General features: G+C 59.6%; 25 protein-coding genes and 1 riboswitch. Of the genes, 8 read left to right on the forward strand and 17 right to left on the reverse strand.

Features of this window, described 5'->3' with window-relative positions; translation table 11 throughout:
* The first annotated feature begins 1 nt into the window (after position 1).
* A complete protein-coding gene (locus FPZ52_RS18630) occupies positions 2 to 748 on the forward strand; it encodes an SDR family oxidoreductase (RefSeq protein WP_146367087.1) in 747 nt (248 codons plus the stop codon).
* A 17-nt stretch (positions 749 to 765) separates the two neighbouring features.
* Complete coding sequence (locus tag FPZ52_RS18635) at positions 766 to 1,764, forward strand: P1 family peptidase (protein ID WP_146367158.1); 999 nt, start codon at positions 766 to 768, stop codon at positions 1,762 to 1,764.
* A gap of 1 nt (position 1,765) precedes the next feature.
* On the opposite strand, the gene FPZ52_RS18640 is transcribed toward FPZ52_RS18635, so the two are convergent.
* The 9 genes from FPZ52_RS18640 to FPZ52_RS18680 all read right to left on the reverse strand — a co-directional run bounded on the left by FPZ52_RS18640 (position 1,766) and on the right by FPZ52_RS18680 (position 9,145).
* Positions 1,766 to 2,815 (reverse strand): siderophore-interacting protein, encoded by a 1,050-nt coding sequence (locus FPZ52_RS18640; RefSeq protein WP_146367088.1) that lies wholly within the window; start codon positions 2,813 to 2,815, stop codon positions 1,766 to 1,768.
* Positions 2,812 to 3,600 carry an iron ABC transporter ATP-binding protein gene (locus tag FPZ52_RS18645; protein ID WP_146367089.1) on the reverse strand — a complete coding sequence of 263 codons (789 nt, stop codon included), beginning with the start codon at positions 3,598 to 3,600 and terminating at the stop codon, positions 2,812 to 2,814. Before FPZ52_RS18645 ends, FPZ52_RS18640 begins: the two co-directional genes overlap by 4 nt.
* A complete protein-coding gene (locus FPZ52_RS18650) occupies positions 3,597 to 4,553 on the reverse strand; it encodes an iron chelate uptake ABC transporter family permease subunit (protein ID WP_146367090.1) in 957 nt (318 codons plus the stop codon). The genes FPZ52_RS18645 and FPZ52_RS18650 overlap by 4 nt, the downstream gene beginning before the upstream one ends.
* Complete coding sequence (locus FPZ52_RS18655) at positions 4,543 to 5,511, reverse strand: ABC transporter permease (protein ID WP_146367091.1); 969 nt, start codon at positions 5,509 to 5,511, stop codon at positions 4,543 to 4,545. Before FPZ52_RS18655 ends, FPZ52_RS18650 begins: the two co-directional genes overlap by 11 nt.
* Before the next feature lie 6 nt (positions 5,512 to 5,517).
* Complete coding sequence (locus FPZ52_RS18660) at positions 5,518 to 6,417, reverse strand: siderophore ABC transporter substrate-binding protein (RefSeq protein WP_146367092.1); 900 nt, start codon at positions 6,415 to 6,417, stop codon at positions 5,518 to 5,520.
* Between the two features lie 125 nt (positions 6,418 to 6,542).
* Positions 6,543 to 7,274 carry an arsenical resistance protein ArsH gene (gene arsH, locus FPZ52_RS18665; protein ID WP_205758647.1) on the reverse strand — a complete coding sequence of 244 codons (732 nt, stop codon included), beginning with the start codon at positions 7,272 to 7,274 and terminating at the stop codon, positions 6,543 to 6,545.
* On the reverse strand, positions 7,249 to 7,668 hold the full coding sequence (gene arsC, locus FPZ52_RS18670; RefSeq protein WP_146367093.1) for an arsenate reductase (glutaredoxin): 420 nt from the start codon (positions 7,666 to 7,668) through the stop codon (positions 7,249 to 7,251). The genes arsH and arsC overlap by 26 nt, the downstream gene beginning before the upstream one ends.
* On the reverse strand, positions 7,665 to 8,717 hold the full coding sequence (arsB, locus tag FPZ52_RS18675; RefSeq protein WP_146367094.1) for an ACR3 family arsenite efflux transporter: 1,053 nt from the start codon (positions 8,715 to 8,717) through the stop codon (positions 7,665 to 7,667). The genes arsC and arsB overlap by 4 nt, the downstream gene beginning before the upstream one ends.
* An 86-nt stretch (positions 8,718 to 8,803) precedes the next feature.
* Positions 8,804 to 9,145, reverse strand: a complete 342-nt coding sequence (locus FPZ52_RS18680; protein WP_146367095.1) for an ArsR/SmtB family transcription factor — start codon at positions 9,143 to 9,145, stop codon at positions 8,804 to 8,806.
* A 106-nt stretch (positions 9,146 to 9,251) separates the two neighbouring features.
* Between FPZ52_RS18680 and FPZ52_RS18685 the strand changes: the two genes are divergently transcribed.
* The 5 genes from FPZ52_RS18685 (at position 9,252) to FPZ52_RS18705 (ending at position 13,653) form a co-directional block, all read left to right on the forward strand.
* Positions 9,252 to 10,031, forward strand: coding sequence for a sulfite exporter TauE/SafE family protein (locus FPZ52_RS18685; protein ID WP_146367096.1), 780 nt, complete (start codon positions 9,252 to 9,254; stop codon positions 10,029 to 10,031).
* A 76-nt stretch (positions 10,032 to 10,107) separates the two neighbouring features.
* Positions 10,108 to 11,007: a metal ABC transporter substrate-binding protein gene (locus FPZ52_RS18690; protein WP_146367097.1), complete on the forward strand. Its 900-nt coding sequence runs from the start codon at positions 10,108 to 10,110 to the stop codon at positions 11,005 to 11,007.
* A 74-nt stretch (positions 11,008 to 11,081) separates the two neighbouring features.
* Complete coding sequence (locus FPZ52_RS18695; protein WP_168201422.1) at positions 11,082 to 11,957, forward strand: manganese/iron ABC transporter ATP-binding protein; 876 nt, start codon at positions 11,082 to 11,084, stop codon at positions 11,955 to 11,957.
* The gene (locus FPZ52_RS18700; RefSeq protein WP_146367099.1) at positions 11,954 to 12,817 is read left to right on the forward strand and encodes a metal ABC transporter permease; all 864 of its coding nucleotides are present in this window, start codon (positions 11,954 to 11,956) and stop codon (positions 12,815 to 12,817) included. The genes FPZ52_RS18695 and FPZ52_RS18700 overlap by 4 nt, the downstream gene beginning before the upstream one ends.
* Complete coding sequence (locus tag FPZ52_RS18705) at positions 12,817 to 13,653, forward strand: metal ABC transporter permease (protein WP_168201423.1); 837 nt, start codon at positions 12,817 to 12,819, stop codon at positions 13,651 to 13,653. The genes FPZ52_RS18700 and FPZ52_RS18705 overlap by 1 nt, the downstream gene beginning before the upstream one ends.
* On the opposite strand, the gene FPZ52_RS18710 is transcribed toward FPZ52_RS18705, so the two are convergent.
* From FPZ52_RS18710 to soxR, 6 genes are all read right to left on the reverse strand, one after another.
* Positions 13,650 to 14,288 carry an adenosylcobinamide amidohydrolase gene (locus tag FPZ52_RS18710; RefSeq protein ID WP_146367100.1) on the reverse strand — a complete coding sequence of 213 codons (639 nt, stop codon included), beginning with the start codon at positions 14,286 to 14,288 and terminating at the stop codon, positions 13,650 to 13,652. The two genes, FPZ52_RS18705 and FPZ52_RS18710, sit on opposite strands and share 4 nt — an antisense overlap.
* Entirely contained in the window at positions 14,288 to 15,052 is a 765-nt protein-coding gene (locus FPZ52_RS18715) for an ABC transporter ATP-binding protein (RefSeq protein ID WP_146367101.1), read from the reverse strand. The genes FPZ52_RS18710 and FPZ52_RS18715 overlap by 1 nt, the downstream gene beginning before the upstream one ends.
* The gene (locus tag FPZ52_RS18720) at positions 15,049 to 16,035 is read right to left on the reverse strand and encodes a FecCD family ABC transporter permease (protein WP_146367102.1); all 987 of its coding nucleotides are present in this window, start codon (positions 16,033 to 16,035) and stop codon (positions 15,049 to 15,051) included. Before FPZ52_RS18720 ends, FPZ52_RS18715 begins: the two co-directional genes overlap by 4 nt.
* Positions 16,032 to 16,880: an ABC transporter substrate-binding protein gene (locus tag FPZ52_RS18725; protein WP_240804526.1), complete on the reverse strand. Its 849-nt coding sequence runs from the start codon at positions 16,878 to 16,880 to the stop codon at positions 16,032 to 16,034. The genes FPZ52_RS18720 and FPZ52_RS18725 overlap by 4 nt, the downstream gene beginning before the upstream one ends.
* Positions 16,874 to 18,742 carry a TonB-dependent receptor plug domain-containing protein gene (locus tag FPZ52_RS18730; protein ID WP_146367103.1) on the reverse strand — a complete coding sequence of 623 codons (1,869 nt, stop codon included), beginning with the start codon at positions 18,740 to 18,742 and terminating at the stop codon, positions 16,874 to 16,876. Before FPZ52_RS18730 ends, FPZ52_RS18725 begins: the two co-directional genes overlap by 7 nt.
* A gap of 117 nt (positions 18,743 to 18,859) precedes the next feature.
* A riboswitch (cobalamin riboswitch) is annotated at positions 18,860 to 19,061 on the reverse strand.
* A 58-nt stretch (positions 19,062 to 19,119) separates the two neighbouring features.
* Positions 19,120 to 19,575, reverse strand: coding sequence for a redox-sensitive transcriptional activator SoxR (soxR, locus tag FPZ52_RS18735; RefSeq protein ID WP_146367104.1), 456 nt, complete (start codon positions 19,573 to 19,575; stop codon positions 19,120 to 19,122).
* 84 nt (positions 19,576 to 19,659) lie between these two features.
* Here soxR and FPZ52_RS18740 point away from each other — a divergent pair, with 84 nt between their 5' ends.
* Positions 19,660 to 20,052, forward strand: a complete 393-nt coding sequence (locus FPZ52_RS18740) for a RidA family protein (RefSeq protein ID WP_146367105.1) — start codon at positions 19,660 to 19,662, stop codon at positions 20,050 to 20,052.
* Positions 20,053 to 20,117: 65 nt separating this feature from the next.
* Here the strand turns inward: FPZ52_RS18740 and rhaI are convergent, their stop codons facing one another.
* Complete coding sequence (gene rhaI / locus FPZ52_RS18745; protein WP_146367106.1) at positions 20,118 to 21,392, reverse strand: L-rhamnose catabolism isomerase; 1,275 nt, start codon at positions 21,390 to 21,392, stop codon at positions 20,118 to 20,120.
* A gap of 21 nt (positions 21,393 to 21,413) precedes the next feature.
* Complete coding sequence (locus FPZ52_RS18750) at positions 21,414 to 23,516, reverse strand: bifunctional rhamnulose-1-phosphate aldolase/short-chain dehydrogenase (protein ID WP_146367107.1); 2,103 nt, start codon at positions 23,514 to 23,516, stop codon at positions 21,414 to 21,416.
* Between the last annotated feature and the right edge of the window lie 124 nt (positions 23,517 to 23,640).

Below are 23,640 nucleotides of genomic sequence, written 5' to 3' on the forward strand. Positions count from 1 at the left end.
GATGAGACTGGCAGGTAAAACAGCTATTGTGACAGGTGGGGCATCGGGTTTCGGTGCAGGCATTGTCCGCAAGTTCGCGACGGAAGGGGCAAGGGTGATGATCGTCGATCTGAACCTGGACGCTGCCGAGGCGCTGGCAGACGAACTGGGCGAAAGTGTGTCAGCATTTCAATGCAATGTCGCCAAAAGCGATGAGGTCGCGCGCATGACGAGCGCCGCCATCGACAGGATGGGCCAGATCGACATTCTGGTGAACAATGCCGGCATCACGCATCTGCCCGCACCGATGGAAGACATCAGCGAAGACGATTTCGACAGGGTTCTGGCGGTGAATGCCAAATCGGTCTATCTGACCGCCCGGCATATTGTCCCACATATGAAAGCCCGCAAGACCGGCTCGATCCTGAATGTGGCCTCTACGGCGGGGGTCAGTCCGCGGCCTCGGCTAAGCTGGTATAACGCGTCCAAGGGCTGGATGATCACCGCCACACGGTCCATGGCGGTTGAACTGGCCCCCGAAGGCATCCGGGTGAACGCGATCAACCCCGTCGCAGGCGAGACACCATTGCTCAAATCCTTCATGGGCGAGGATACACCGGAAATCCGGGCGAAGTTCCTGTCTACCATTCCCATGGGGCGCTTCTCAACGCCGGACGACATGGGCAACGCTGCGTGCTACCTGTGTTCGGACGAAGCCAGCATGGTCACCGGCGTCTGCATGGAAGTCGATGGTGGCCGCTGCATCTGAACCCAGAGGACTACATGATCAGACCCGGACCCCGAAACCTCATTACCGACGTTGCTGGTTTGCGTGTCGGCAATGCTCAGAATGATGCGGTCAAGTCGGGCACGACCGTCCTGACGGCTGACGCGCCCTTTACGGCAGCAGTGCATGTGATGGGCGGCGCACCGGGAACCCGCGAAACCGATCTGCTGGCCCCCGACAAGACGGTGGAACAGGTCGACGCGCTGGTGCTGTCGGGCGGGTCCGCGTTCGGGCTGGATGCTGCATCCGGCGTGGTCGATGCGCTGCGCGAGGACGATCGGGGCTTCGCGGTCGGTGGCATACGCGTTCCTATCGTTCCTGCTGCGATCCTTTTCGATCTGCTTAATGGTGGCGACAAGTCATGGTCAAGTAACCCTTATCGCAACCTTGGGGAGCACGCCTACGCCGTTGCCGGGCAGGACTTCGCACTCGGCAGCGTGGGCGCGGGCACAGGGGCCACCACTGCAACACTCAAGGGTGGACTTGGCTCAGCGTCGGCCATTCTGGAAAATGGCATCACCGTGGGGGCGCTGGTCGCGGCGAACCCGCTGGGTTCCGTGACGACCCCGGGCAACAGGCACTTTTGGGCCGCACAGGTCGAGCTGAACGGAGAATTCGGCGGCGTCGGACAGGATACCACCCTCGATCCCGCAGCGCGTCTGCCGCTTAAAACCGACATGCGGCGCCAAGCTGGCAACACAACGATCGCGATTGTCGCCACTGACGCCCAATTGACCAAACCTCAGGCCCATCGCGTCGCGACAGCCGCACATGACGGTATGGCCCGCGCCATCGTCCCGTCGCACACGCCGATGGATGGCGATCTCGTCTTCGCGGCGGCGACCGGCGCCAAGCCGCTGTCAGATCCCCCGCTGGACATTTTGCAAATCGGTCACGGGGCGGCCCAATGTCTGGCTCGTGCCATTGCCCGCGCCATATATGCGGCAAGTCCAACCAAAGACGACCTTCTGCCATGCTGGTCGGACGTGAACCGCTAGATCAATTCCCGCGCGTCCAATAAGCCGAGAAATAGCTTTCCTGAGCGGCGATCCCGACCTCGTCCCGGAAATAGCTGCGCGCCTGCTGCACCTGTGATTTTTCCGTGGCCAACCAGACATGCCGGTCGGTTTCTGCCAACGGAATCGCCTTCATCCGGTCCAACAACTGTCCCGGCTTGTCACGCTGCAACCATTCAATGATGACGCCATCAGGGGCTGGAAACTCCTCGATCACATGCGCACCTTCGATCTCGATGAAAACATGGCCTTCCGTTCCGGCATCGGCTCGTTCAAGGATGCGTCTGATCGCCGGCAGCGAGGTCTCGTCACCACCCATCAGCAACCAGTTCTGCTCTGGCTGACGACCGCCGCCGGGACCGGACAGACCGACCTGTACGCCGGCTTGGACGGACTGGCACCATTCCGTCACGCGTCCACCCTCATGACGAAAAACGTCGAACTGAATTTCCCCGGTCGCAGCATCCGCCGCAATGAACGTATAAACCGGATCGTGCATGCCGTCAGACTTGCCGGGCCAGATAGTGCGCCCAGTTTCCGACAGATACGGCCAAACAGGGTCACACCCCGGCTCTGGCAGCCACATGCGGAAATGCATTGCCGGCGCGGTGAAGGATTCGACGTCGTCGATCTTCATCTTGACACGAAAGTAAGCCTTGCCATGTGGTTTGACGGATACGACTTCGCCCACACGGAAATTGGGTGGGTATTTGTCAATCAGGCGATGGCCGGTCCATATGACCCGATCCGCCAACGATGGATCGGCGTGATCCAGAAAATGCAGGAATCCTTCACGGATCATATGCAGTTTCACATCGTCAGCGCCGTGAAGATGTGCCTCCAGCGCCTCGTCTCGCCAAAGCACCTGAAGCCCGCCACCGCCCATGCTGGACCGGATTTCATCCGAAGCATGGTGATCCAACGTATAGCCATGCTCGCGGATTTCATCGGCGATGATCTGCATTGTATTCGCGGGGATTTCCCCGACAAGACGGCCTTTGGCGGTCAGTTCGGCGTGTTGCGGCGTTGTCATGCGCGTTGCCTTTCGGTCGGTATGGGATCGATATGATGGATGGCGACGGGCTGCCCGTCGATCTGGATCACCTGGATTTCCAGATCAAAGATATCCCGGAGCTGCGATTGAGTGACGATCTGCGAGGGCGTGCCGATGGAATGGACTTCGCCATCCTTCAAAGCGACAATCCGGTCCGCATAGAGCGCCGCGAAATTGATGTCATGAACGACGATCACGATGGTCTTGCGCAGCCTATCGGCGGCAAGGCGAAGCTGCTGCATCATGTCGCGCGCATGCTTCATGTCCAGATTGTTCAACGGTTCGTCCAGAAGGATGTAGTCCGTGTCCTGCGCCAGCACCATCGCGACGAAAGCACGTTGCCGCTGGCCGCCGGACAGCTCATCCATGAACCGGTCGCGCAAATCATCAAGACGCAGCAATGCGATTGCCGCGTCAATCTTCTCGCGATCCTGGACGGTAACGCGACCCTTGTGATGCGGATAACGGCCGAAACCGACCAGTTCCGACACGCGCAACCGCGAGCCAAGCGAATTCTCCTGCCGCAGGATCGACAGCTTGCGGGCCAGTTCCTCGCTATCCGTGGTCGCAACATCCAGCCCATCGAAACTGACACTGCCCGATTGCAACCTGCTCAAACGGCTCATCAGCGAAAGCAACGTGGATTTGCCGGCACCATTGGGGCCGATCAGTGCGGTAATGCCACCTTTTGGGATGGACAAGGATACGTCGGACAGGATGTCCGCATCACCAATTCGATGGCAGACATTCTCGATACGGATCATCGCGAATACCCCCTGAGCAATAGGAACAGGAACACGAGGCCCCCAAGAAAATCTATGACGATGGACAGCGCACCTTGCAGGCCAAGAACATGCTCAAACACCGCTTGCCCGCCGATCAGCACAGCCGCCGACACAAGCACCACCGCAGGCAGTGTCGCACCGTGCCGGCTGTCGCCCACAATGATGTAGGTCAGATGTGCAACCAGCAGCCCGAAAAAGGTGATTGGCCCAACAAGTGCCGTCGACACCGAGACCAGCATCGCGACGACACACAGCACCGTCAGCACAAGACGGCGATAGGACAGGCCAAGATTGATCGCGTGGTCGCGCCCCAAAGCCAGCACGTCCAGTTTGCGATATACGCTCCACAGGAAAGGCAATGTCGCCAGACACAAAACCGCGCTGATCATCAGCAGGTCTTCATTGATTGCATTGAAGCTCGCAAAGCTGGCGCCCTGCACCACGACGAATTCCGACGGGTCGATCAGACGCGACATGAAACTCGACAGGCTGCGGAAAAGCACGCCAAAGATGATGCCCACCAGCAAGGTCAGATGCAGGCTCCGCCCACTTTCTCCGAACAGCCACAGAAACAGCGCAGACGCAAAGCCCATCATCAGAATGACCTCGGCCACGAATTTCCACTGCTCCGGGATCGCCAGCATGCCGCTGCCGCCCAATGTGAAAACCAAGCCGATCTGGACGAGAAGATAGAGCGCGTCGAATCCCATGATGGATGGGGTCAGTATGCGGTTCCCCGTGACCGTGTGAAACAGGACAGTCGAGACACCGATGGCATAGGCCACAAGGATCAGCCCCGCCAGCTTGGTGCCGCGGAAGGCAATGGCGAAATCGAACGCGCCGGGCGGGATGCCAATGGTCATGAACATCGCCGCCGCGATCAGACCCAGGCCCGCCAACGCCGCTATGCGCCAACCCGTATCAGGCAGCATGGGACCGCTTCCCGAGCAGCAGATACAGGAATAGCGCAGACCCCACGACGCCGAAAACGGTACCGATGGGAACCTCGTACGGGTAGCGGATCACGCGCCCGATCATATCGCAGACCAGCAGGATCGACGCGCCCAACGCGGCAGCCCAGGGCACACTGGCCCGCAGGTTGTCACCGACCATGCGGCTGGCGATGTTGGGCACGACCAGCCCCAGAAACGGGATCGCGCCGACCGTCACGACGATCACCGCCGAGATCACCGAGACGATGACCAGACCAAGGTTGCGCACCTGCGCGAAGTTCAGCCCAAGCGTGACGGACACATCCTCGCCCAAGCCCAGTATGGTGAAGCGGTCGGCCGCAAGGTATGCGACGCCGGCCAGCACAGCGGTTAGCCACAACAATTCGTAGCGGGATTTAAGCACGCCGGAAAATTCTCCGTTCGTCCATGTGCCAAGTAATTGCAGCAGATCAAAACGATAGGCGAAAAAGGTCGCAACCGATCCGATGATGCCCCCCAGCATCAAGCCGACCAGCGGCACGAGCAACGGCGAGGAACGCGGCACGGATTTGAGAATGCGCAGAAACAGCAACGTACCCGCGATGGCAAAACCCGACGCGATCAGCATTTTCACGAAGACGGACGACGCTGGAAAGAACAGGATCGTAACCAGCAGGCCCAGCCCCGCACTTTCGACAGTGCCCGCCGTTGACGGTTCCACAAAGCGGTTTCGCGCCAACATCTGGAACAACAGCCCCGCAATGGCCAGCGAGGACCCGGTCAGGATGATCGCCAAAGTGCGCGGGATACGGCTGACCATGAAGATCATGGCCTCGTCGCCTCCTGCAAGCACGTCCCGCACCGACAGGTCGGACACCCCGACGAACAGGCTGATTCCCGAAAGGACCAGCACCATCAGCGCGCCGAGAACGGCATGATACGGGACGGATCGTTGCATCGCGGATTACTCTGCGAAAGCCTCGGTCAGTTGATCGACAGTGGCCTGCATCGACTGGATACCACCCGGTGCGATATAGACGTTCGCGCCGTTCAGATAGACCACCTGATCTTCCTGCCACGCAGTCGTCTGATGGATCAATTCGTTATCGAGCGTGGATTGCGCACTTTCACCATCCTGCCCGACTGCAGCCGCGCGGTCGATCACCAGAAGCCAGTCCGGGTTCATCTCGTGGATGAACTCGTAGGAAATTGCTTCGCCATGCGTTTTCACATCGACTTCGGGATCAGCGGGTTCCAGCCCCAACCCGTTGTGGATCCAGCCAAAACGCGAGCCCGGACCATATGCAGACAGCTTCGGGCCGTTCGTCATGACGATCAACGCCGAGCCTTTTCCCTCGGTTTCGTTCCTAAGCGCGGCAAGACTGTCTTCGAAGTTGGCGGTCAGGTCTTCGGCCTCGGTATCTTTGCCAAAGAGCGCACCAAGCTGATGGGTCTGCGCGATCGCTTCCTGCACCAGGTCGTCGCCGGGCAGTGTCAGATCGATGGTCGGCGCAATCTTTTCGAGCGCCTCGCGCTGGGTCGCGGATCGCGACGCAACAATGATCAGTTCCGGCTTCAGGGAGAACACCTGTTCGAAGTCCGGTTCGAACAAGGTGCCCACACTGGTGACACTTTCCAGATCGGACAGGTAGTCCAGATAAATCGGGCTGGGAACACCAACCGGCGCAACACCGAGCGCGTCCATCGTATCGATGACCCCGAAATCGAAGACGACAACATTTTCCGGATTTGCACCGACCGACACAGGGCCTTGTGCCGTCGTCATCTCGACGGATTGCGCCAGCAGCGGCGCAGCGGATGCAAGCAAAAGTCCCGTGGCAACGCACAGATTGGTTAGCTTCATAACCGGTTTCCCTGAAACGAGGTCCCGCCTCAGGCGGCGGAACTATAGTTGATACTTTTGCTAGGTCTAAAATACCTGAGTAAAAATATCCAGAGATCGCGTTTCAAGTTTTCCTGCGCGGTCGATCAGATGCTCTGCTTCAGATTGACGCGCTTCGACAACTCCGCCGCGCTTTCCTTGCGCTCGGAGTAGCGATCCACCAGATGGTCGCGAATTTCCCGCGTCAGCCAAGTGAACCGCACAAGTTCTTCCATCACGTCCACCACGCGGTCATAGAAAGGCGATGGCGTCATTCGTCCTGACTCGTCAAACTCACGGAAGGCCTTCGGCACCGAGGACTGGTTGGGAATGGTCAGAAGGCGCATCCACCGCCCAAGTATCCGCAACTGGTTGACGGTGTTGAAACTTTGCGACCCTCCACACACCTGCATCACGGCCAGCGTCTTTCCCTGCGTGGGACGAACACCGCCCAACGACAGCGGAATCCAATCGATTTGCGCCTTCATCACGCTGGACATTGCGCCGTGACGTTCGGGCGACACCCACACCATTCCATCACACCAAGTTACCAGTTCACGAAGTTCCGCTACTTTCGGATGATCGGCGCCCGCGGCGTCAGGCAATGGCAGACCGGACGGGTTGAAGCTACGGGTTTCGGCCCCAAAGCGGCGAAGGATGCGACCTGCCTCTTCGCTCATCAGCCGACTGTAGGAGCGCTCGCGAAGCGATCCATAGAGAATCAGAAACTTCGGCGGTGTCGTGGTCCTGATCGGATCGGCCAGACGCTCGACATCGGTTGCGTGGAAACAATCATCGTCGATTTGCGGTGTATCAAGCAACGGGTTGTCCTTTCTCATTCAGGATCAGCTCGCCATCTTCTTTATAGATGGGACGAGCAGGCAGCTCGTCGAGGAGAGGCAGAACGGCCTCGCTCGGACGGCAAAGGCGCACGCCCTTCGGCGTGCAGACGATTGGGCGATTGACCAGGATCGGGCGCTGCACCATCGCATCCAGAAGAGTTTCGTCATCCACCGACGGGTCCAGCAGTCCCATCTCTTCGGCAGGTGATCGCCTGACCCGGAGGGCATCACGCGGCGTCAAACCGGCCGCTGCAAACAGGCCGAGCAGTTGCGGACGTGTCCAGCCTTCCTTGAGGTACTCTATGACAACTGGTTCCTCTCCACTTGCGCGCAGCACGGCAAGCACGTTGCGCGAAGTTCCGCAGTCAGGATTGTGGTAAATGACATTCATTGCGCCCGGCCTTCGAATTTCACCGCGGTCCGATTGGCAAATGCGACAAGCGACAACATCACCGGCACCTCAACCAGCACGCCAACCACCGTCGCCAACGCTGCACCGGAATTCAGGCCAAACAGGCTGATGGCCACCGCAACGGCCAGTTCGAAAAAGTTCGATGTCCCAATCAGTGCACAAGGCGCAGCGATGCGGTGCGGCACGCGCCACAGATACGCCGCGCCATAGGCCAACGCGAACATGCCGTAGCTTTGCACCAGTATCGGAACCGCGATCAGGCCGATCACGATGGGACGATCAAGGATAACATTGCCCTGCAACGCGAACAGGATCACCACCGTCACGATCAGGCCACCAACGGACAAAGGCTTGGCCCGGGCTGAGAACTCGGCGATCCGATCCGGGGTGCCCAGCTTGCGGCGCACCCAAAGACCGGCCAGAAGAGGCAGCACCACATACAGCAATGTTGCCAGCACCAGCGTCTGCCAAGGGACATGTATTTCCGTCACACCGAGCAACAACGCAACGATGGGCGCGAAAGCGAAGACCATGATCAGATCGTTCACAGACACCTGCACCAACGTATAGGTCGCATCGCCCTTGGTCAGTTGCGACCACACGAAGACCATCGCGGTGCATGGCGCAGCCCCCAACAGGATCAAGCCCGCGATGTATTGCGAGGCGTCTTCGGGCGAGATGAACGGCGCAAAGATGTAATCAAAGAACAGCACTGCCAACAGCGCCATGGTGAACGGTTTGATCAACCAGTTTACCACCAGCGTCAGAACCAGCCCCTTTGGCTGCTTCGCAATGCCGCTGACCGCGCCGAAGTCGACGCCCACCATCATCGGGAAAACCATCGCCCAGATCAGCACCGCGATCACGAAGTTGATCGAGGCAATCTCCGCCCCCGCAATACCTTGCACCAGCCCCGGCGCGAAATTACCCAAGGCGATGCCGCCGGCGATCGCAAGCAATATCCAAAGCGTCAAATATCTTTCAAACACTCCCATCGGAGCGCTGTTCTGCACCGTTGCATCCGTCATAGGATATCCTGTCAGTTTTTGCGGCTCTCACCCGAGCCGAAGTTGCGTCACGCCAGACAAGCACCTTGGCTGTGAAAGACGATCGCTTAAGCCTCCAGACAACCGCAGGCGATTTCGTTCAGCAAGGATTGGCATTGCTCCGGCGCGCCCCCACAGCAGTCTTCGATCAGATATGCCAGCAAGTCCCGCACGCCGCCGAAATCCGCGAAATAGCGGATTGCCCGGCCCTCGCGTTTGTTTCGTAGCAGACCCGCCACGGTCAGGATCGACAGGTTCGTAGACAAGGTGTTTGGGCGAAATCCCAACGTCTTGCCAATCTCGCCCGCGAGCATCCCGTCGCCACCGGCCTTTATCAGCAGGCGGAAAATGTCCAGTCGAGATTCTTGTCCGAGAGCCGCCAAAGCAGAAAGTGCGTTTTCTTTTTCCATATTTCTAGATTACTCGAATTATAGTTTATTGCAAGCGCATTCCGAGATCGGGGTTGCAGTCCCGGCCCCTGACATGACAAATCATCGCAACTAACGGGAAGAGCAGATGGAACTCCTCTCTGGCACGCTGTTTACTGATCCTGTATCGCTGTTGTCCGGCACACTTGCCGTCACGCTCGTGGGGCTGTCCAAGGGCGGATTCGGCGGGGCTATGGCGCTGCTCGGTGTTCCAATTCTTGCGCTTTCGATGCCGCCGGTTCAGGCGGCGGCAATCATGCTGCCGATCCTGCTGGTCATGGATGCCGTCAGCCTTTGGACTTGGCGACGCTATCATGATTGGACCACTCTGAAGCTGATGATCCCGGCAGGAGCCGTGGGCATCGCCATCGGGTGGATGGCGGTATCCGTCACGTCTGATGCTGCCGTGCGATTGATCGTCGGAACCGTTGCTCTACTATTTGTCTTGCGATCTATTCTTCCGGCATCACTGTTTGCATCCAAATCCGCCAACGGGCATCGCCCCATCCTGGCCTGGTTCTGGGGATCCATCGCTGGCTTCACCAGTTTCGTTGCGCATGCGGGCGGGCCACCTTATCAGATCTACACCATGCCCTTGCGAATGGACCCGAAGCTGTTCACGGGCACTTCGGTCGTGTTCTTCGCCGTCGTCAATGCAATCAAGGTCGTGCCCTATTTCATGCTGGGCCAATTTGATGCAACGAACCTGCACTCCTCCTTCGTCATGCTGCCGGTCGCCGTCCTGTCGACGATTTTGGGTGCCGCGCTGATCAAACGGATGAAGGCTGAGATTTTCTATCCCATGATGTATACCATGGTCGCTATCGTCGCTCTGAAACTGATGTGGGACGGAATCTCCGGTCTGTAACTGCGCAAGAATACTTCTTGCGAATAGATCGCAACTATGCTCTTCGTTGCGAATGATTTGCAACTAAGAGGCCCACATGACCCGCAAGACACTGGCCGCTAGCGCGGTGATCACGCTCGTCTCCGCATTGTCAGCACAGGCCGCCGAAGACCGGCTCAAAGTCGTCACCACATTTACGGTTCTGGCGGACATGGCGCAGAACGTCGCGGGCGACGCCGCAGAGATCGTATCCGTCACCAAGCCAGGTGCGGAAATCCACGGCTATGAACCAACCCCCCGTGATCTGGTTCGTGCAAGCGATGCCGATCTGGTGTTATGGAACGGGCTGAACCTCGAACTGTGGTTCGAGCAATTCATCGCCAATCTGGGCGACATTCCATCTGTTACGCTGACCGATGGCATCGACCCGATCTCGATTTCCGAGGGTGCCTATTTAGGCAAGGCCAACCCTCACGCCTGGATGGGATTGGAAAACGCGAAAGTCTACGTCGACAACATCGCAACCGCCCTATCGGAGCATGACCCCGACAACGCCACGGTCTATGCTGAGAACGCCGCTGCTTATAAGCAGGAACTCGAATCCGTGATCGACCCGCTACGCACCCGCATCGCGGCGGTGCCAGCACAGCAACGCTGGCTCGTCACCTGCGAAGGTGCATTCAGCTATCTCGCCCGCGATTTCGGGATGAAAGAACTGTACCTGTGGCCGATGAACTCCGATCAGGTCGGCACGCCCCAACAGGTCCGCAAGGTGATCGACGGGGTACGCGAGAATGACATCCCCGTGGTGTTCTGTGAAAGTACCGTCAATGTGGCCCCTGCCCGTCAAGTCGCGCGCGAAACGGATGCTGCCTATGGCGGTGTGCTATATGTCGACAGCCTCAGTCCGCGTAGCGGCCCCGTCCCGACCTATCTCGATCTGCTCCGCGTGACGTCGGAAACGATCGCGCAGGGGCTGGAAAAGAACCTCGACTGATCCCATCGCTTGACTGTCCCGCTATGCCCGCCAAGGATCGAGCCAGCCCGCCAATGAAAGGACACGCCATATCCATGCCCACCACTCAGGCAGCAAACCCTTCTGGCGGCATTCTCGCCCGTGACGTCACGGTGACATATCGTAACGGACACACAGCACTTCATAATGCCAGCTTCGAGATACCGACAGGCACCGTCACCGCGCTGGTCGGGGTAAACGGAGCGGGCAAGTCAACGCTGTTCAAGGCAATCATGGGGTTCGTGCCGACATCGCGCGGTGACATCCGCCTGCTTGGCAGAACGGTGAACCAGGCGCTGCGTGAGAACCTCGTGGCGTATGTTCCGCAAGCCGAAGAGGTCGACTGGGCGTTCCCGGTGCTGGTTGAAGACGTGGTGATGATGGGCCGCTATGGGCATATGGGATTCCTGCGACGCCCCTCGAAACAGGATCATCAGGCCGTTGCCGAAGCATTGGCGCGGGTCAATATGGCCGACTTCCGCAAAAGACAGATTGGTGAGCTGTCCGGCGGTCAGCGCAAACGTGTCTTTCTTGCCCGCGCGCTGGCACAAGATGGCCAGGTCATCCTGCTGGACGAGCCCTTCACCGGTGTCGATGTGAAGACAGAGGACCAGATCGTCGCCTTGCTGCGCGAACTGCGCGACGAAGGCCGGGTGATGCTGGTCTCCACCCACAATCTTGGCAGCGTACCGGAGTTCTGCGACCGCACCGTATTCGTCAAGGGCACGGTACTGGCCTATGGGCCTACGGAAACGACCTTCACCCGCGACAACCTCGAAAAGGCCTTTGGCGGCGTGCTGAGACATTTCACCCTTAAGGGCGACACATTGCATGATGATGACGACCCGCGCGAGGTCCGCATCATCACCGACGACGAACGTCCTTTTGTGCATTACGGCGACCAACCACAACGGCGCGAGGACAGCGAATGATGATGCTGGAGCCGTTTCAATACGGATACATGATGAACGCGATGTGGGTGTCGGCGCTGGTGGGCGGCGTTTGCGCCTTTCTGTCGGCCTATCTGATGCTAAAGGGGTGGTCCCTGATCGGCGACGCGCTTTCCCATTCGGTCGTGCCGGGTGTGGCCGGCGCGTATATGCTTGGCTTGCCATTCTCGGTCGGCGCGTTTCTCGCGGGCGGCATGGCGGCGGGCGCGATGCTGTTCCTGTCCGACCGGTCCGGCCTGAAAATCGACGTCATCATCGGGTTGATTTTCACGACCTTCTTCGGACTCGGCCTGTTCCTGGTATCGATTCAGCCCATGTCCGTCAGCATCCAGACCATCACCATGGGCAACATCCTTGCAATCACGCCCGAAGACACGCTCCAACTGGTACTGATTGGCGCCATTTCACTGATCGTATTGCTGGCGAAATGGAGAGACCTGATGGTCACCTTCTTCGACGAAAGCCATGCCCGCACCATCGGTCTGCGTCCAAGGTTGCTGAAAGCAGTATTCTTCGTGCTGCTGTCGGCGTCCGTCGTTGCAGCGATGCAGACCGTGGGTGCGTTTCTGGTCATCGCGATGGTCGTCACCCCCGGCGCGACAGCCTATCTGCTATGCGACCGCTTCCCTCGCCTGATTGTTACCTCCGTTGCCATCGGCGCAGTTACCAGCTTCGTCGGCGCTTATCTCAGCTATTTTCTGGACGGCGCAACCGGAGGCATCATTGTCTGTCTGCAAACACTGCTGTTTCTGACCGCCTTCATCTTCGCACCCAAGCACGGGTTGCGCGCGGCAAAGCGCAAAGCTTCGCGCGCACTGAGCGCAGCAGAGGGGACAAGCTGATGCTCGAAACCCTTCTGCAACCCTTCCAGTTTCCCTTCATGCAGAATGCCTTCTGGATCGCAGCCATCGTAGCCGTACCCACCGCCCTTCTGTCCTGCTTTCTGGTGCTGAAGGGCTGGGCCCTGATGGGCGACGCTGTCAGCCATGCTGTGCTGCCCGGTGTCGTATTGGCCTATATACTGAACATTCCGTTGGTGATCGGTGCTTTCGTTGCGGGCATGTGCTGCGCGATCCTGACCGGCTACCTTTCGGAAAACAGCCGTGTGAAGCAGGACACTGTCATGGGTGTTGTCTTCTCAGGCATGTTCGGGCTGGGCATCGTGATCTACACCTCGATCACATCGGACGCGCATCTCGATCACATCCTGTTCGGCAACATGCTGGGCGTCGGTCCTCAGGATCTGTGGACGGCGGGTATCATCTCTGCCATCGTTGCCGTCGTGCTGCTGATGAAATGGAAAGACCTGCTCCTGCACGCCTTCGACCCGGCACAGGCACAGGCAAGCGGCATGAACACGACGCTGCTGCATTACGGGCTTCTGACGATCCTCTCACTGACCATCGTCGCCACGCTCAGTACGACCGGGCTGATCCTTGCCGTAGGCTTGTTGATCGCACCCGGTGCCATCGCTTTCCTGACCACGCGCAGCTTCGGCGCGATGATGGTGGTCGCGGTGGTGACCTGCCTGCTTTCGATGCTCACGGGCGTTTACCTGTCCTTCTATCTGGACAGCGCGCCCGCCCCGACGATCATTCTGATTTTCAGCGCAGTCTTCGTGCTGGCCTTCATCAACCGGCAGATACGCACGCGCAGGGCGACGCAGCCCGCCAACTAGCCATGCGTTCGCAGCCATTGGGCAACGCCCCGAGTGACACAGTCATAGACGACCCGACCCACCGCCTCGCCAAGCTCCGTGTGAAGCCCTGCATAGCGCAGGTCTCCGGCCGGCGCCGCGACGGCCACACAATCCGTCCCGGTACCCGTCGCCATCCCCTTTGACGTCGATACATCATGCGCCAGCATCGCGGCAGTCCTCGCCTGAACAGCAATGCTTGAGGCTTCGACCATCGCGGGCAGAGACAATCCCTGATCGACCTGCACCGCGACATTGATCGTGCCCACGCGCTCGATCTGCGCCACACGATGCCCGACACGTTCCGCGTTCGACAGTCCCACGGTCACCACCGCATGTGCGGTCGTCGCGCCAATAATCACGGAGCTTTCCTCAAAGCAGGATACATTACGCGAGGTCAGAAAGCCGACGGCGCCTCCCTGCCCGCGCAGCTTTAATTCCTGCCCGAGCCACGCCTCCGAATTGAACTCAGCGGTCAGGTCCGCGTTACGGACTTCTCGCCATACAATGTGCCGAGCCTCCGCGAGGCCCGGGCGATGAACAGCCCAGCTCAAGACCTGATGCGGCCTGCACAGATCGAAGGTCAACCAAGGCCGCGCAAGTTGAACGACACCCATCAGCGACCTGCAATTCCGGTAGGTTGCAGTACCAGACCACTTGCAGTCCGGGCGATATGACAATCGATATGGAACACGCTGCGCAGGTTCTCAGGTGTCATCACCGCTTCCGGCACACCATCAGCGACCAACCGCCCATGGTCAATCAGTAGAAGGCGTGAACAAAATCGCGCCGCCAGCCCCAGGTCATGCATGGACACGACAACCGCCTTGCCTTCATCGGCGAGTTCTCTGAAAATTTGCATTGTGGCCAGTTGGTGTTCGGGATCCAGCCCCGCTATCGGTTCGTCTGCCATCAGAAGCGGCGTTTCTTGAGCAAGCGCCCGCGCAATTAGAACCCGCGCCTGTTCTCCACCCGAAAGACGCGTAGCCGTCCGCTTGCGAAGGTGCAGCAACTCCATCCGTTCCAAGGCACCTTCAATGGCCTCCCGATCCGCTGCGTTCAGCCGACCCAGCGGCCCACCATGCTGCGGCAAGCGTCCAAGTGCGACCAGCCGTTCCACCGTCACGGGCCAGGCAATCTCTCTTGACTGGGGCATCCATGCGGCCACCCGTGCGCGGCGGTCGGGGGTCATGTCGGCCAGATTGCTGCGCCCCTGAAACGGTATCAGCCCAAGCGCCGCACGCATCAGCGATGTTTTTCCCGCCCCGTTCGGCCCGATCAGACCAACAAGTTCACCCGCCGAAACTTCAAGATCCACCTGTGACAGAACAGGTCTGCTGCGCAAGGCGACGGACAGCGATGACAGATCAAGCAGCGTCATGGCAGGGACCGGCGTGTTTTGTAGATCAAGTGTAGGAACAGGGGAGCGCCGACCAGTGCCGTCACGACACCGAGCTTCAAGTCGCGCTCGGGCATCACGACACGCACCAGGATGTCCGCCACCAACACCATCGCCGCGCCGCCAAGCGCAGAAGCCGGCAGCAACCGGGCCGGCGACGCGCCGACCAATCCCCGCAGCAGATGCGGAACGACCAGCCCGACAAAACCGATCGCACCCGCCACCGCCGTCACAGCCCCGACCACGCAGGCGGAACCGACGATAACCGCCAGCCGCAGCCGGCCCAAACGAACGCCCATGGCTTGGGCTGCGTCCTCGCCCAGTGTCAGCGCATCCAGACCGCGTGCGGTGGACAGAAGCAGTGCACTGCCCAGCACCACGAATGGAAGCGCGAGCCAGACATGCAACATCGCCCGATCCGCAAGCGATCCCATCATCCAGAAGACGATCTCGCTGGTCGCGTAAGGGTTGGGAGACAGGTTCAAAACCAGCGATGTCAACGCACCCGCCAAGGCCGAGATTGCGATACCCGCCAGGATCACCGTCAGCGACGACCCCCGCGGACCCGCCAGAGCCACAATCAACAGAACGGCCACCAAAGCGCCCGTCAGTGCGCTGAAAGGCAACGCCAGAACGCGTTGGGCGGCGAACCCGGTCTGGATCGACAGGACCGCGCCCAGAGCGGCCGTGCCTGAAACACCGATCAGCCCCGGTTCAGCCAACGGGTTGCGCAGATAGCCCTGCATCGCGGCCCCGGCCAGCCCCAGGCTTGCGCCAACCATGACGCCCAGCAGCGCCCGCGGAAGTCGGATTTCCCGCATAACCAGGGGCACGGGGCCGTCATCGCCGCCAAACAGCAAGGCATGCAGCCCCTTGTACACGCCGATCTGGGCCGGGCCAGTGACCAACGACGCCAGAAACAACAACATGACCAGCGCCGAAAGCCCAAATAAAAGCCGTTTCATTCGCTGACCCCGGACAAAATTTCAGCGCGATGTGCCACCAGCACGTCAAGTGCATTCAGAGCAAACGGCGTCCCACACATCCAGTCCGGCGGGGTTAGGGTCAACCCGGCAGCACCTTCTCGAAGCGATGCCAGCGCCGGATGTACCAGGATGTCCTCTGACCGGGATTTACCTGGCCTCGCGGGGCTGGTCATGACGGTATCGGGTGCAGTCATCAGCAACAACTCAAGCGGGAAAGCGCCACCGTAGCTCAAACCGAGCTCTTCGGCCACATTGTCAAACCCAGCCTCCGCCAGCAGCGCCCCCGCCAAGGTCTCATCCCCCAAGGTGTAGCCATTGGGATAGTATAGCGCCGCTCGCGGATTGTTGCCCTGCGCGGGTCGAAGCCGGTCGCGACGGGTGTCGAATGCAGCCAACAGGTCAGCTGCCCGGCCGTCCTGACCAAGCACATCGCCCATCTGCGCGACGCGGTCACGGACTTCGTCAAGCGACAGCGCAGGCTCGAACACTTCAACACGCACCCCAAGCCGCCGCAACATCCCCAGAGTTGCCGGATCTGAATATGCCCCTGCCACCACCAAATCAGGCTTGAGCACATAGATTTCCTCCGCCCGCCCGTGATTGATGATGTAACTGCCCGCGCGATCAACCATTGCCGAGCTGTCGGAATCAAGCGCCAGATCGGATACCGACATCAACTGATCAGGTCCGGCCACGAGCATCGCCAATTGATCCGTACACAGGTTCATGGAAACGACTCGCTCGGGGGCCGCAACCGCGGCAGCCGCCCCCAGCCAAAGGGCACCGCCCAGCAGCAGCGCCCGCAAAGTGTTGGGCCCTACCAAGCCGCCCGAACACCGACATAGCCGGTGCGGCCTTGAGATCCATAGCCCCAAGCTTCGGTGTGATCTACATCGAGCAGGTTCGTGACCCGCGCGTTCAGACTCAACCGCTTCGTCAGGTCGTAGCGGCCCGCGATATCGACGGTGGTGTAGTCAGGCAATTCCTTCCGTTCGAACGTGCCGAAGTTCTGATCGTCGTAATTTCCCGCTACATGGCGCACGTTCCCGGACAAGTTTCCACGCCCATCAAACAGATCAAGCGACGCTCCGAGGACCAGCTCATGCTCGGGACGGCGCACCTCGGTCTCACCATCGGGATCCTTCGCGTTCAGCCAAGTGTAGGCCAGCGTGAAATCCAACGCCTCGGTCGCTCGCAACGCCCCGGTCACTTCAACGCCTTCGCGATCGCTGTCGCCCGACTGGTTTTCATAGGTGTAGCCCGTCGCAGTCGCTACAGAAATGATCTCATCCGTTGCCGTTTCGTTGAAATAGGTCACATCTACAAGACCACGCCCCGCCCAGAACGGAACTTCGACGCCGAAATCATATCCGCGGTTCTTCTCCGGTTCGAGGTCCGGATTGCCGATATAGCCGTATTCATCTGCGAACAGCTCGAAGTAAGTCGGGTTCACGATCCCGGTGCCAGCCGACCCGTGAAAGCGGATACCTGTTTCGGGATGGAGGTAGGACAGGCCCACCGTCCATGTCGTCGCATCCTCGAATTCACTGTTGTCGTCATATCGAAGGCCGGCCTGATAGCTCAGCCCCATTTCCAGGGTTCCGCGATACTCGACAGCCAGCGAATTCGCGTCGCGTTCATAATCGTCGTTGGTCTTGCTGCCGTCTTCCTGACGTTCGACCAGCACGTTCAGCAGATGCGACGTGTCGGTCACCTGCCGGCCGTCCAGACCAAGGCTCATCCGGTACTTCCAGACATCCGTCCACAGCTTGGTCGTATCGCCGCCGTCATAGCTGTATTCGGTCTTGGTGCTCTGATAGGCAAGGCGGTGCGTCATGGTCCCGCCAAACATGCTCAGTTCGCCATAGATCTCGCTGGTCAGGTCGAACTGGTCCCCGAAAAGCGACGGATCGTCAACGATGTAGTCGTCCTCTGTCGCCGTCGCCGCGTTCATCCAATCCGTGTCGTCATAGTCGAAATGTTCATCCGCGCGATTGACGGTGAAACCAAGCCGCAAATCGTCGGTCACGAACCAATCACCCGCAACGCCGATTTCCTCGCGTTCGAAGCCGTCTTTCTCACCGTCCTGCCGCGAATAGTCATAGCCGTCATCGTCGATTCTGGCTGCGTTCAGAGAGATCCCTCCCCTATCGGTGCGCTGTGAAATATGCGCTGACGCCGTGTATCCATTGCCGGCTTCGACGGACCCATTTGCGCTGAAACCCGGTCCGCCCTTGTTCGTGATGATGTTGATCACGCCCGCCGCTGCATTCGAACCGTAGTAAACCGATTGCGGCCCGCGAAGCACCTCGATCCGTTCGATGTTTTCGGTCGACAGGCCACGAAATGTGTAGGACCCGTCCCCGCCCTGCGCCGCCACGCCATCGATCAGCACCAGCACGTGATTGGCTTCGGACCCACGGATGCGCACTTGCGTATAGCTGCCGCCCGCGCTGTTCACCGACACGCCCGGAACATTGCGCAGCGCATCCTGTACCGTCTGGATACCCTGTCGCTGTATATCCTGTGCGGTCACCACGGAGGCCGAACGCCCATAGACCTGAGCGTCGATGGGCGTCAAACCGCCCGACACGATGATCGGGTCAAGCTCCATCACCTCTTGCGCAATGGCAGGCACCCCCCCCATCGCGGCCAGCACCGTTCCTAGAACAACCTTGTTCTGCATATCTATTTTCCCTCGTCGCCTCGAAAGGCATGCAACTGGTAGGGCCGGGAAAGCCCCGGCCAAAGGTGGATGTCACCACGACGGGGATACCGTTGATCGCAACGCGCCCCGCGTCGGATCAGGGTGAGCACCTCGGCAGGTCTCCTGACTTCGCGGGTCATCGCCTTTCCGGGCCTTCCCACCAGATAGGCTGGCAGTGGCATGTTCCGGAAACGCTCGCCGCTTACAGTTGCGGGGGCAGTCACGGATTTGGAAAACCCTCACCGTGTTCCCTTTTAACCGGGGCCATGGCCGCCGGACCGAAGTGCGCCTTGGTTAGCGATGGGTCACGTGCTTGGCAAGGCATAAGGAACAGCGCCCTTATGTCGCGACGCGCGTCACAGCGTCTTCATCGACCTTTGGCCCAGCCAGTAACGCGGCCCCGGCCCCAAACGCCCGGCCCGGTCATCGGGGTTTGAAAGTGCGCATTGATCCAGCGAAAGACAGCCACAGCTAATGCAGTCCGTCAAACCCGCCTTCAATCGCCGCAGTTCCGCAATGCGCTCGTCTATGCGGCTCGTCCAGTTTTCGGACAGTCTGGACCAGTCTTCACCCTTAGGAACGCGTCCGGTAGGCAGTTTTGCAAGTTCCCGCCCAATCTCGTCCAAGCTGAGCCCCACGCGCTGTGCGAAGACGATGAAGGCCACCCGGCGCAACATGGACCGCGGGAAACGGCGCTGCCCACCCCCGCTGCGTTCTGCGGCGATCAGCCCAAGACTTTCGTAATAGCGCAGGGCCGATGCTTCCACGCCGCTGCGCCGCACCATTTGTTGCATCGTCAAAACCGGTTCCATGCGTAAAATCTATCTCGATTGGCCCTTGATCTCAAGTGCACTTGAACTTTTACAAGAGTGGCTCTTCAATGAGAGGAGCTTGAAATGAAGATACGTAAACTCAATCCGTGGACCTATCCCGAGGGGATGGATCAGGGGCTCATGATTTCCGACTTCAACCGACTGGTGTTTGTCTCAGGGCAATGCGCCGTGGGTCCTGACGGTGCATCATTACACCCCGCAAACATGGCCGCACAGGTGCAGGCTGCGCTGGACAACGTCGAAACAGTACTGATCGAGGCCGGGCTGTCGCTCGCCAATATCGTGCGCATGAACACCTATGTCACAGACATGGATGCCTTTCTGGAACAGGCTGCCGAACCGATGGGCCAGCGTCTGGCCAGATATGACGTCAGCCCGCCAGGCATATTGGCCGGTATCACCGAACTTGGCCGGAAAGACCTGCTGGTCGAGATCGAGGCATTCGCCGCCGCGTAACCGCATCTAAAAGAGCACCGACCATAGCGCGCCGGTGCTCTCCAATGTCTAGAATACCTGCAACGTCAGACGATCCCACCGCCGCCCGACGTGACCTCGGGACGTTCGCCAGCCACCTTCGCACGATATGCCGACGCGCGGTAAGCCGATACCGGATCAACAGCAGCACCCTTTTCAAGACGCGCCATCGCGAGGATTGGCTCCACATCCGTGCGGAAGGCACGCTTCAGGGTTGTCGTCGCCATCAGCGCATCGTTGTCTTGCTGGAACCCCTCCAGCGTCGCGCGATCCACCAGAAGCGCCTGCGCATAGGCGCGCTGCACCTCCATCGCGGACACCATCAGGCTTTCGATCGGGTCGGTCACATTATGGCTTTGATCCAGCATATGCGCAGGATCGAAACCTTTCACACCCTCGGCAGCGACAAGTTCGTTGAAGACCAGGAACAGCCGATAGGGGTCGATCGAACCCGTATCCAGATCGTCGTCGCCATACTTGCTGTCGTTGAAATGGAACCCGCCCAGCTTGCCGAACTGGATCAGCCGCGCGACGATCATTTCGATATTCACATTCGGCGCGTGATGACCCAGGTCGACAAGACAATAAGCCTTGTCTCCCAATTCCTGCGCGATCATGTAGTTGGTGCCCCAATCCTGCACGACCGTGGAATAGAAGGCGGGCTCATACATCTTGTGTTCGGTGAACAGCCGCCAGTCATCGGGCAGCGCCGCGTAGATCGACTTCGCCGCCTCCAGATACCGCTCGAACTGCCGCGTGAAGTTGGTCTGGCCCGGGAAGTTCGACCCGTCCCCGATCCACACTGTAATCGCCTTGGACCCGATCTTGCGGCCCAGTTCGATCACCTCGACATTGTGATCCACGGCTTGCTGGCGCACCGCAGCATCCGTGTGGCTGAGCGATCCGAACTTGTAGGACAGCGGATGATCCGCGTGGTCCTGGAACGTGTTCGAATTCATCGCGTCAAACGTCAGGCCCGTTTCCTCGGCCTTCGCCAGAAGATCGGCAGGATCGGCATTGTCCCACGGGATATGCAGCGACACCGACGGCGTCGCGCCCGTCAACTGATGGATCACCCCGCAATCGTCGAGCTTGTCGAACACGTTGCGCGGCTCACCCGCACCGGGGAAACGCGCGAACCGCGTGCCCCCCGTACCAACACCCCAACTTGGCACCGCAACACCATAGCCCGCGACCTTATCCTTGATCTTGCCGATATCGATGCCGCGCCGCGACAGATGTTCGCCAAGCGCGTCGTAATCTGCGCGCAGGTTGGCCTCGGTTTCCGCGTTGCTTGCGGCAATCTTGTCCTTGTCGATCATGGTATTCCTCCCTCGACCGGATCAGCGTGTGAACGACTGAACGTTGCCCGCGTCGACATTGATAATGTTGCCGGTGGATTTCGCGCTGACGTCGCTTGCGAAGAAATAGCACGCCTCGGCAATGTCCTCGGGCAGCACCGACCGCTTTAGCAGCGACCGCTGGCGATACATATCCTCCAGCCCTTCCTTATCGGTCTGATACGTGCCCGCACGCTGTTCCAGCCATTCACCGGACCAGATTTTCGAGCCACGCAGAACCGCGTCGGGGTTCACTACATTCACGCGGATGCCATCGGGCGCACCTTCCAGCGCAAGACAGCGCGCCAGATGGATCTCACTGGCTTTCGCGGTGCAGTAAGCGGACGCGTTCGGTGACGCCGCAAGCCCGTTCTTGGACGCAACAAACACCATCGAACCGCCTATGCCCTGCGTCTTCAGCATCTGGAACGCAGCACGCGCCACAAGGAAATACCCGGTGGACAGGATGCTCATGTTCTTGTTCCACAGGTCCAGGGTCGTGTCCTCGATCGGCGCGGACGACGCGATGCCCGCATTTGACACCACGATATCCACACCGCCGAATTCCACCGCCATATCGGCATAGGCCTGCGCGACACCGTCTTCCGAGGTCACATCCATCTGTACCGTGCGCACAACATCCTTGGAATAGCGCCCCGCCAGATTGTCCTGCGTCCGCGCCAGCGCATCTGCGTCGATATCGGCCAGAACCACGCAAGCCCCTTCGGACAGATACCGTTCCGCCGTTGCCGACCCGATACCGCCCGCACCGCCAGTGACGATTGCCACGCGACCAGCCAGCGCCTTGGGTTTCGGCATCCGCTGCAACTTGGCTTCTTCGAGCAACCAGTATTCGATGTCGAACGCTTCCTGCTCGGGCAGGCCTTGATACTCGCTCACCGCCGACGCACCGCGCATCACGTTGATGGCGTTCACATAGAACTCACCCGAAATACGCGCCGTCGCCTTGTCGAGCGCGAAGGTGATCATCCCCACACCCGGTACAAGATAGACAACCGCATTCGGGTCGCGGATCGCAGGGCTGTTGTCATGCTTGCAGCGCTCGTAATACGCAGCATAATCCGCGCGATAGGCCTCGACCGACGCCTTCAGGCTGTTCAGTGTCGCTTCAAGGTCAGGGTTGCTGGGATCATAATCCACGACCAGCGGGCGGATTTTCGTGCGCAGGAAGTGGTCGGGACAGGATGTGCCAAGCGCCGCCAGCGCCTCCATGTCGTTGGACCCGACGAATTGCAGCACCGCGTCCTGATCGTCGAAATGGCCCACCTTGTGACGCTCGCCTGAAATCATGCCGCGAATGGCCGGCATCAGCGCCGCCGCAACCTTACGGCGTTCGTCAGCAGGCAACGGCGCGAATTTCTCGCCACCAAATACCGCAACGCCTTCGGATTTTTCACGCAGCCATTCATCGGCGCGGTTGATGATCCGCAACGTGGTTTCATAGCATTCCCTGGCATCATCCGCCCAGGTGAACAGCCCGTGCGATTCAAGGATCACACCGTTCGCATCCGGGTTATCCTGGCAGAACTTTTCCAGCCACAAGCCCAACTCATAGCCGGGGCGCTTCCAGGGCAGCCAGCCGATCTCGTCCCCGAATATCTCCTGCGTCAGTTCCTTGGAATTCACCGATGCGGCAATCGCGATCGCCGCGTCAGGATGGACGTGATCCACGTGCTTGCGCGGGACATAGGCGTGCAGCGGCGTGTCGATCGAAGCCGCGCGGCTGTTCAGATTGAAGGTACAATGCGGCAGGTAGCCGACCATCTCGTCTTCGAACTCGACCCCGCGATACAGACCTTTCAGCGCGTTCAGCTTGTCCATGTAAAGCGTGGCAAAGCCATCCATCTTCATCGTACCGATGTCGCCGCCGGATCCCTTGACCCACAGCACCTCGACCTGTTCCCCGGTCAGAGGGTCGGTTTCCATCACCTTTGCGGATGTGTTGCCGCCGCCGTAGTTGGTCACGCGCTTGTCGGACCCAAGAAGGTTGGACCGGTAAAGAAGCTTTTCCGATTCCGACATTCCCTGCGCGGTCGCGTCATTCCACAGGTTTTCAAGCCGCGCGGCTGGCGAAGTATTCGACATGATGCTGTCCTCCCTCGGCGCGTCTGGCGCCACTGACGTTCCGGCGCGATGCTTGACGAAAGACGGCAGCTTGTCAATCACAAACGATCATCTTCGCTCATGAAACATTTTCTGACGACCATTT

The organism is Qingshengfaniella alkalisoli (assembly GCF_007855645.1).
GTDB lineage: Bacteria > Pseudomonadota > Alphaproteobacteria > Rhodobacterales > Rhodobacteraceae > Qingshengfaniella > Qingshengfaniella alkalisoli.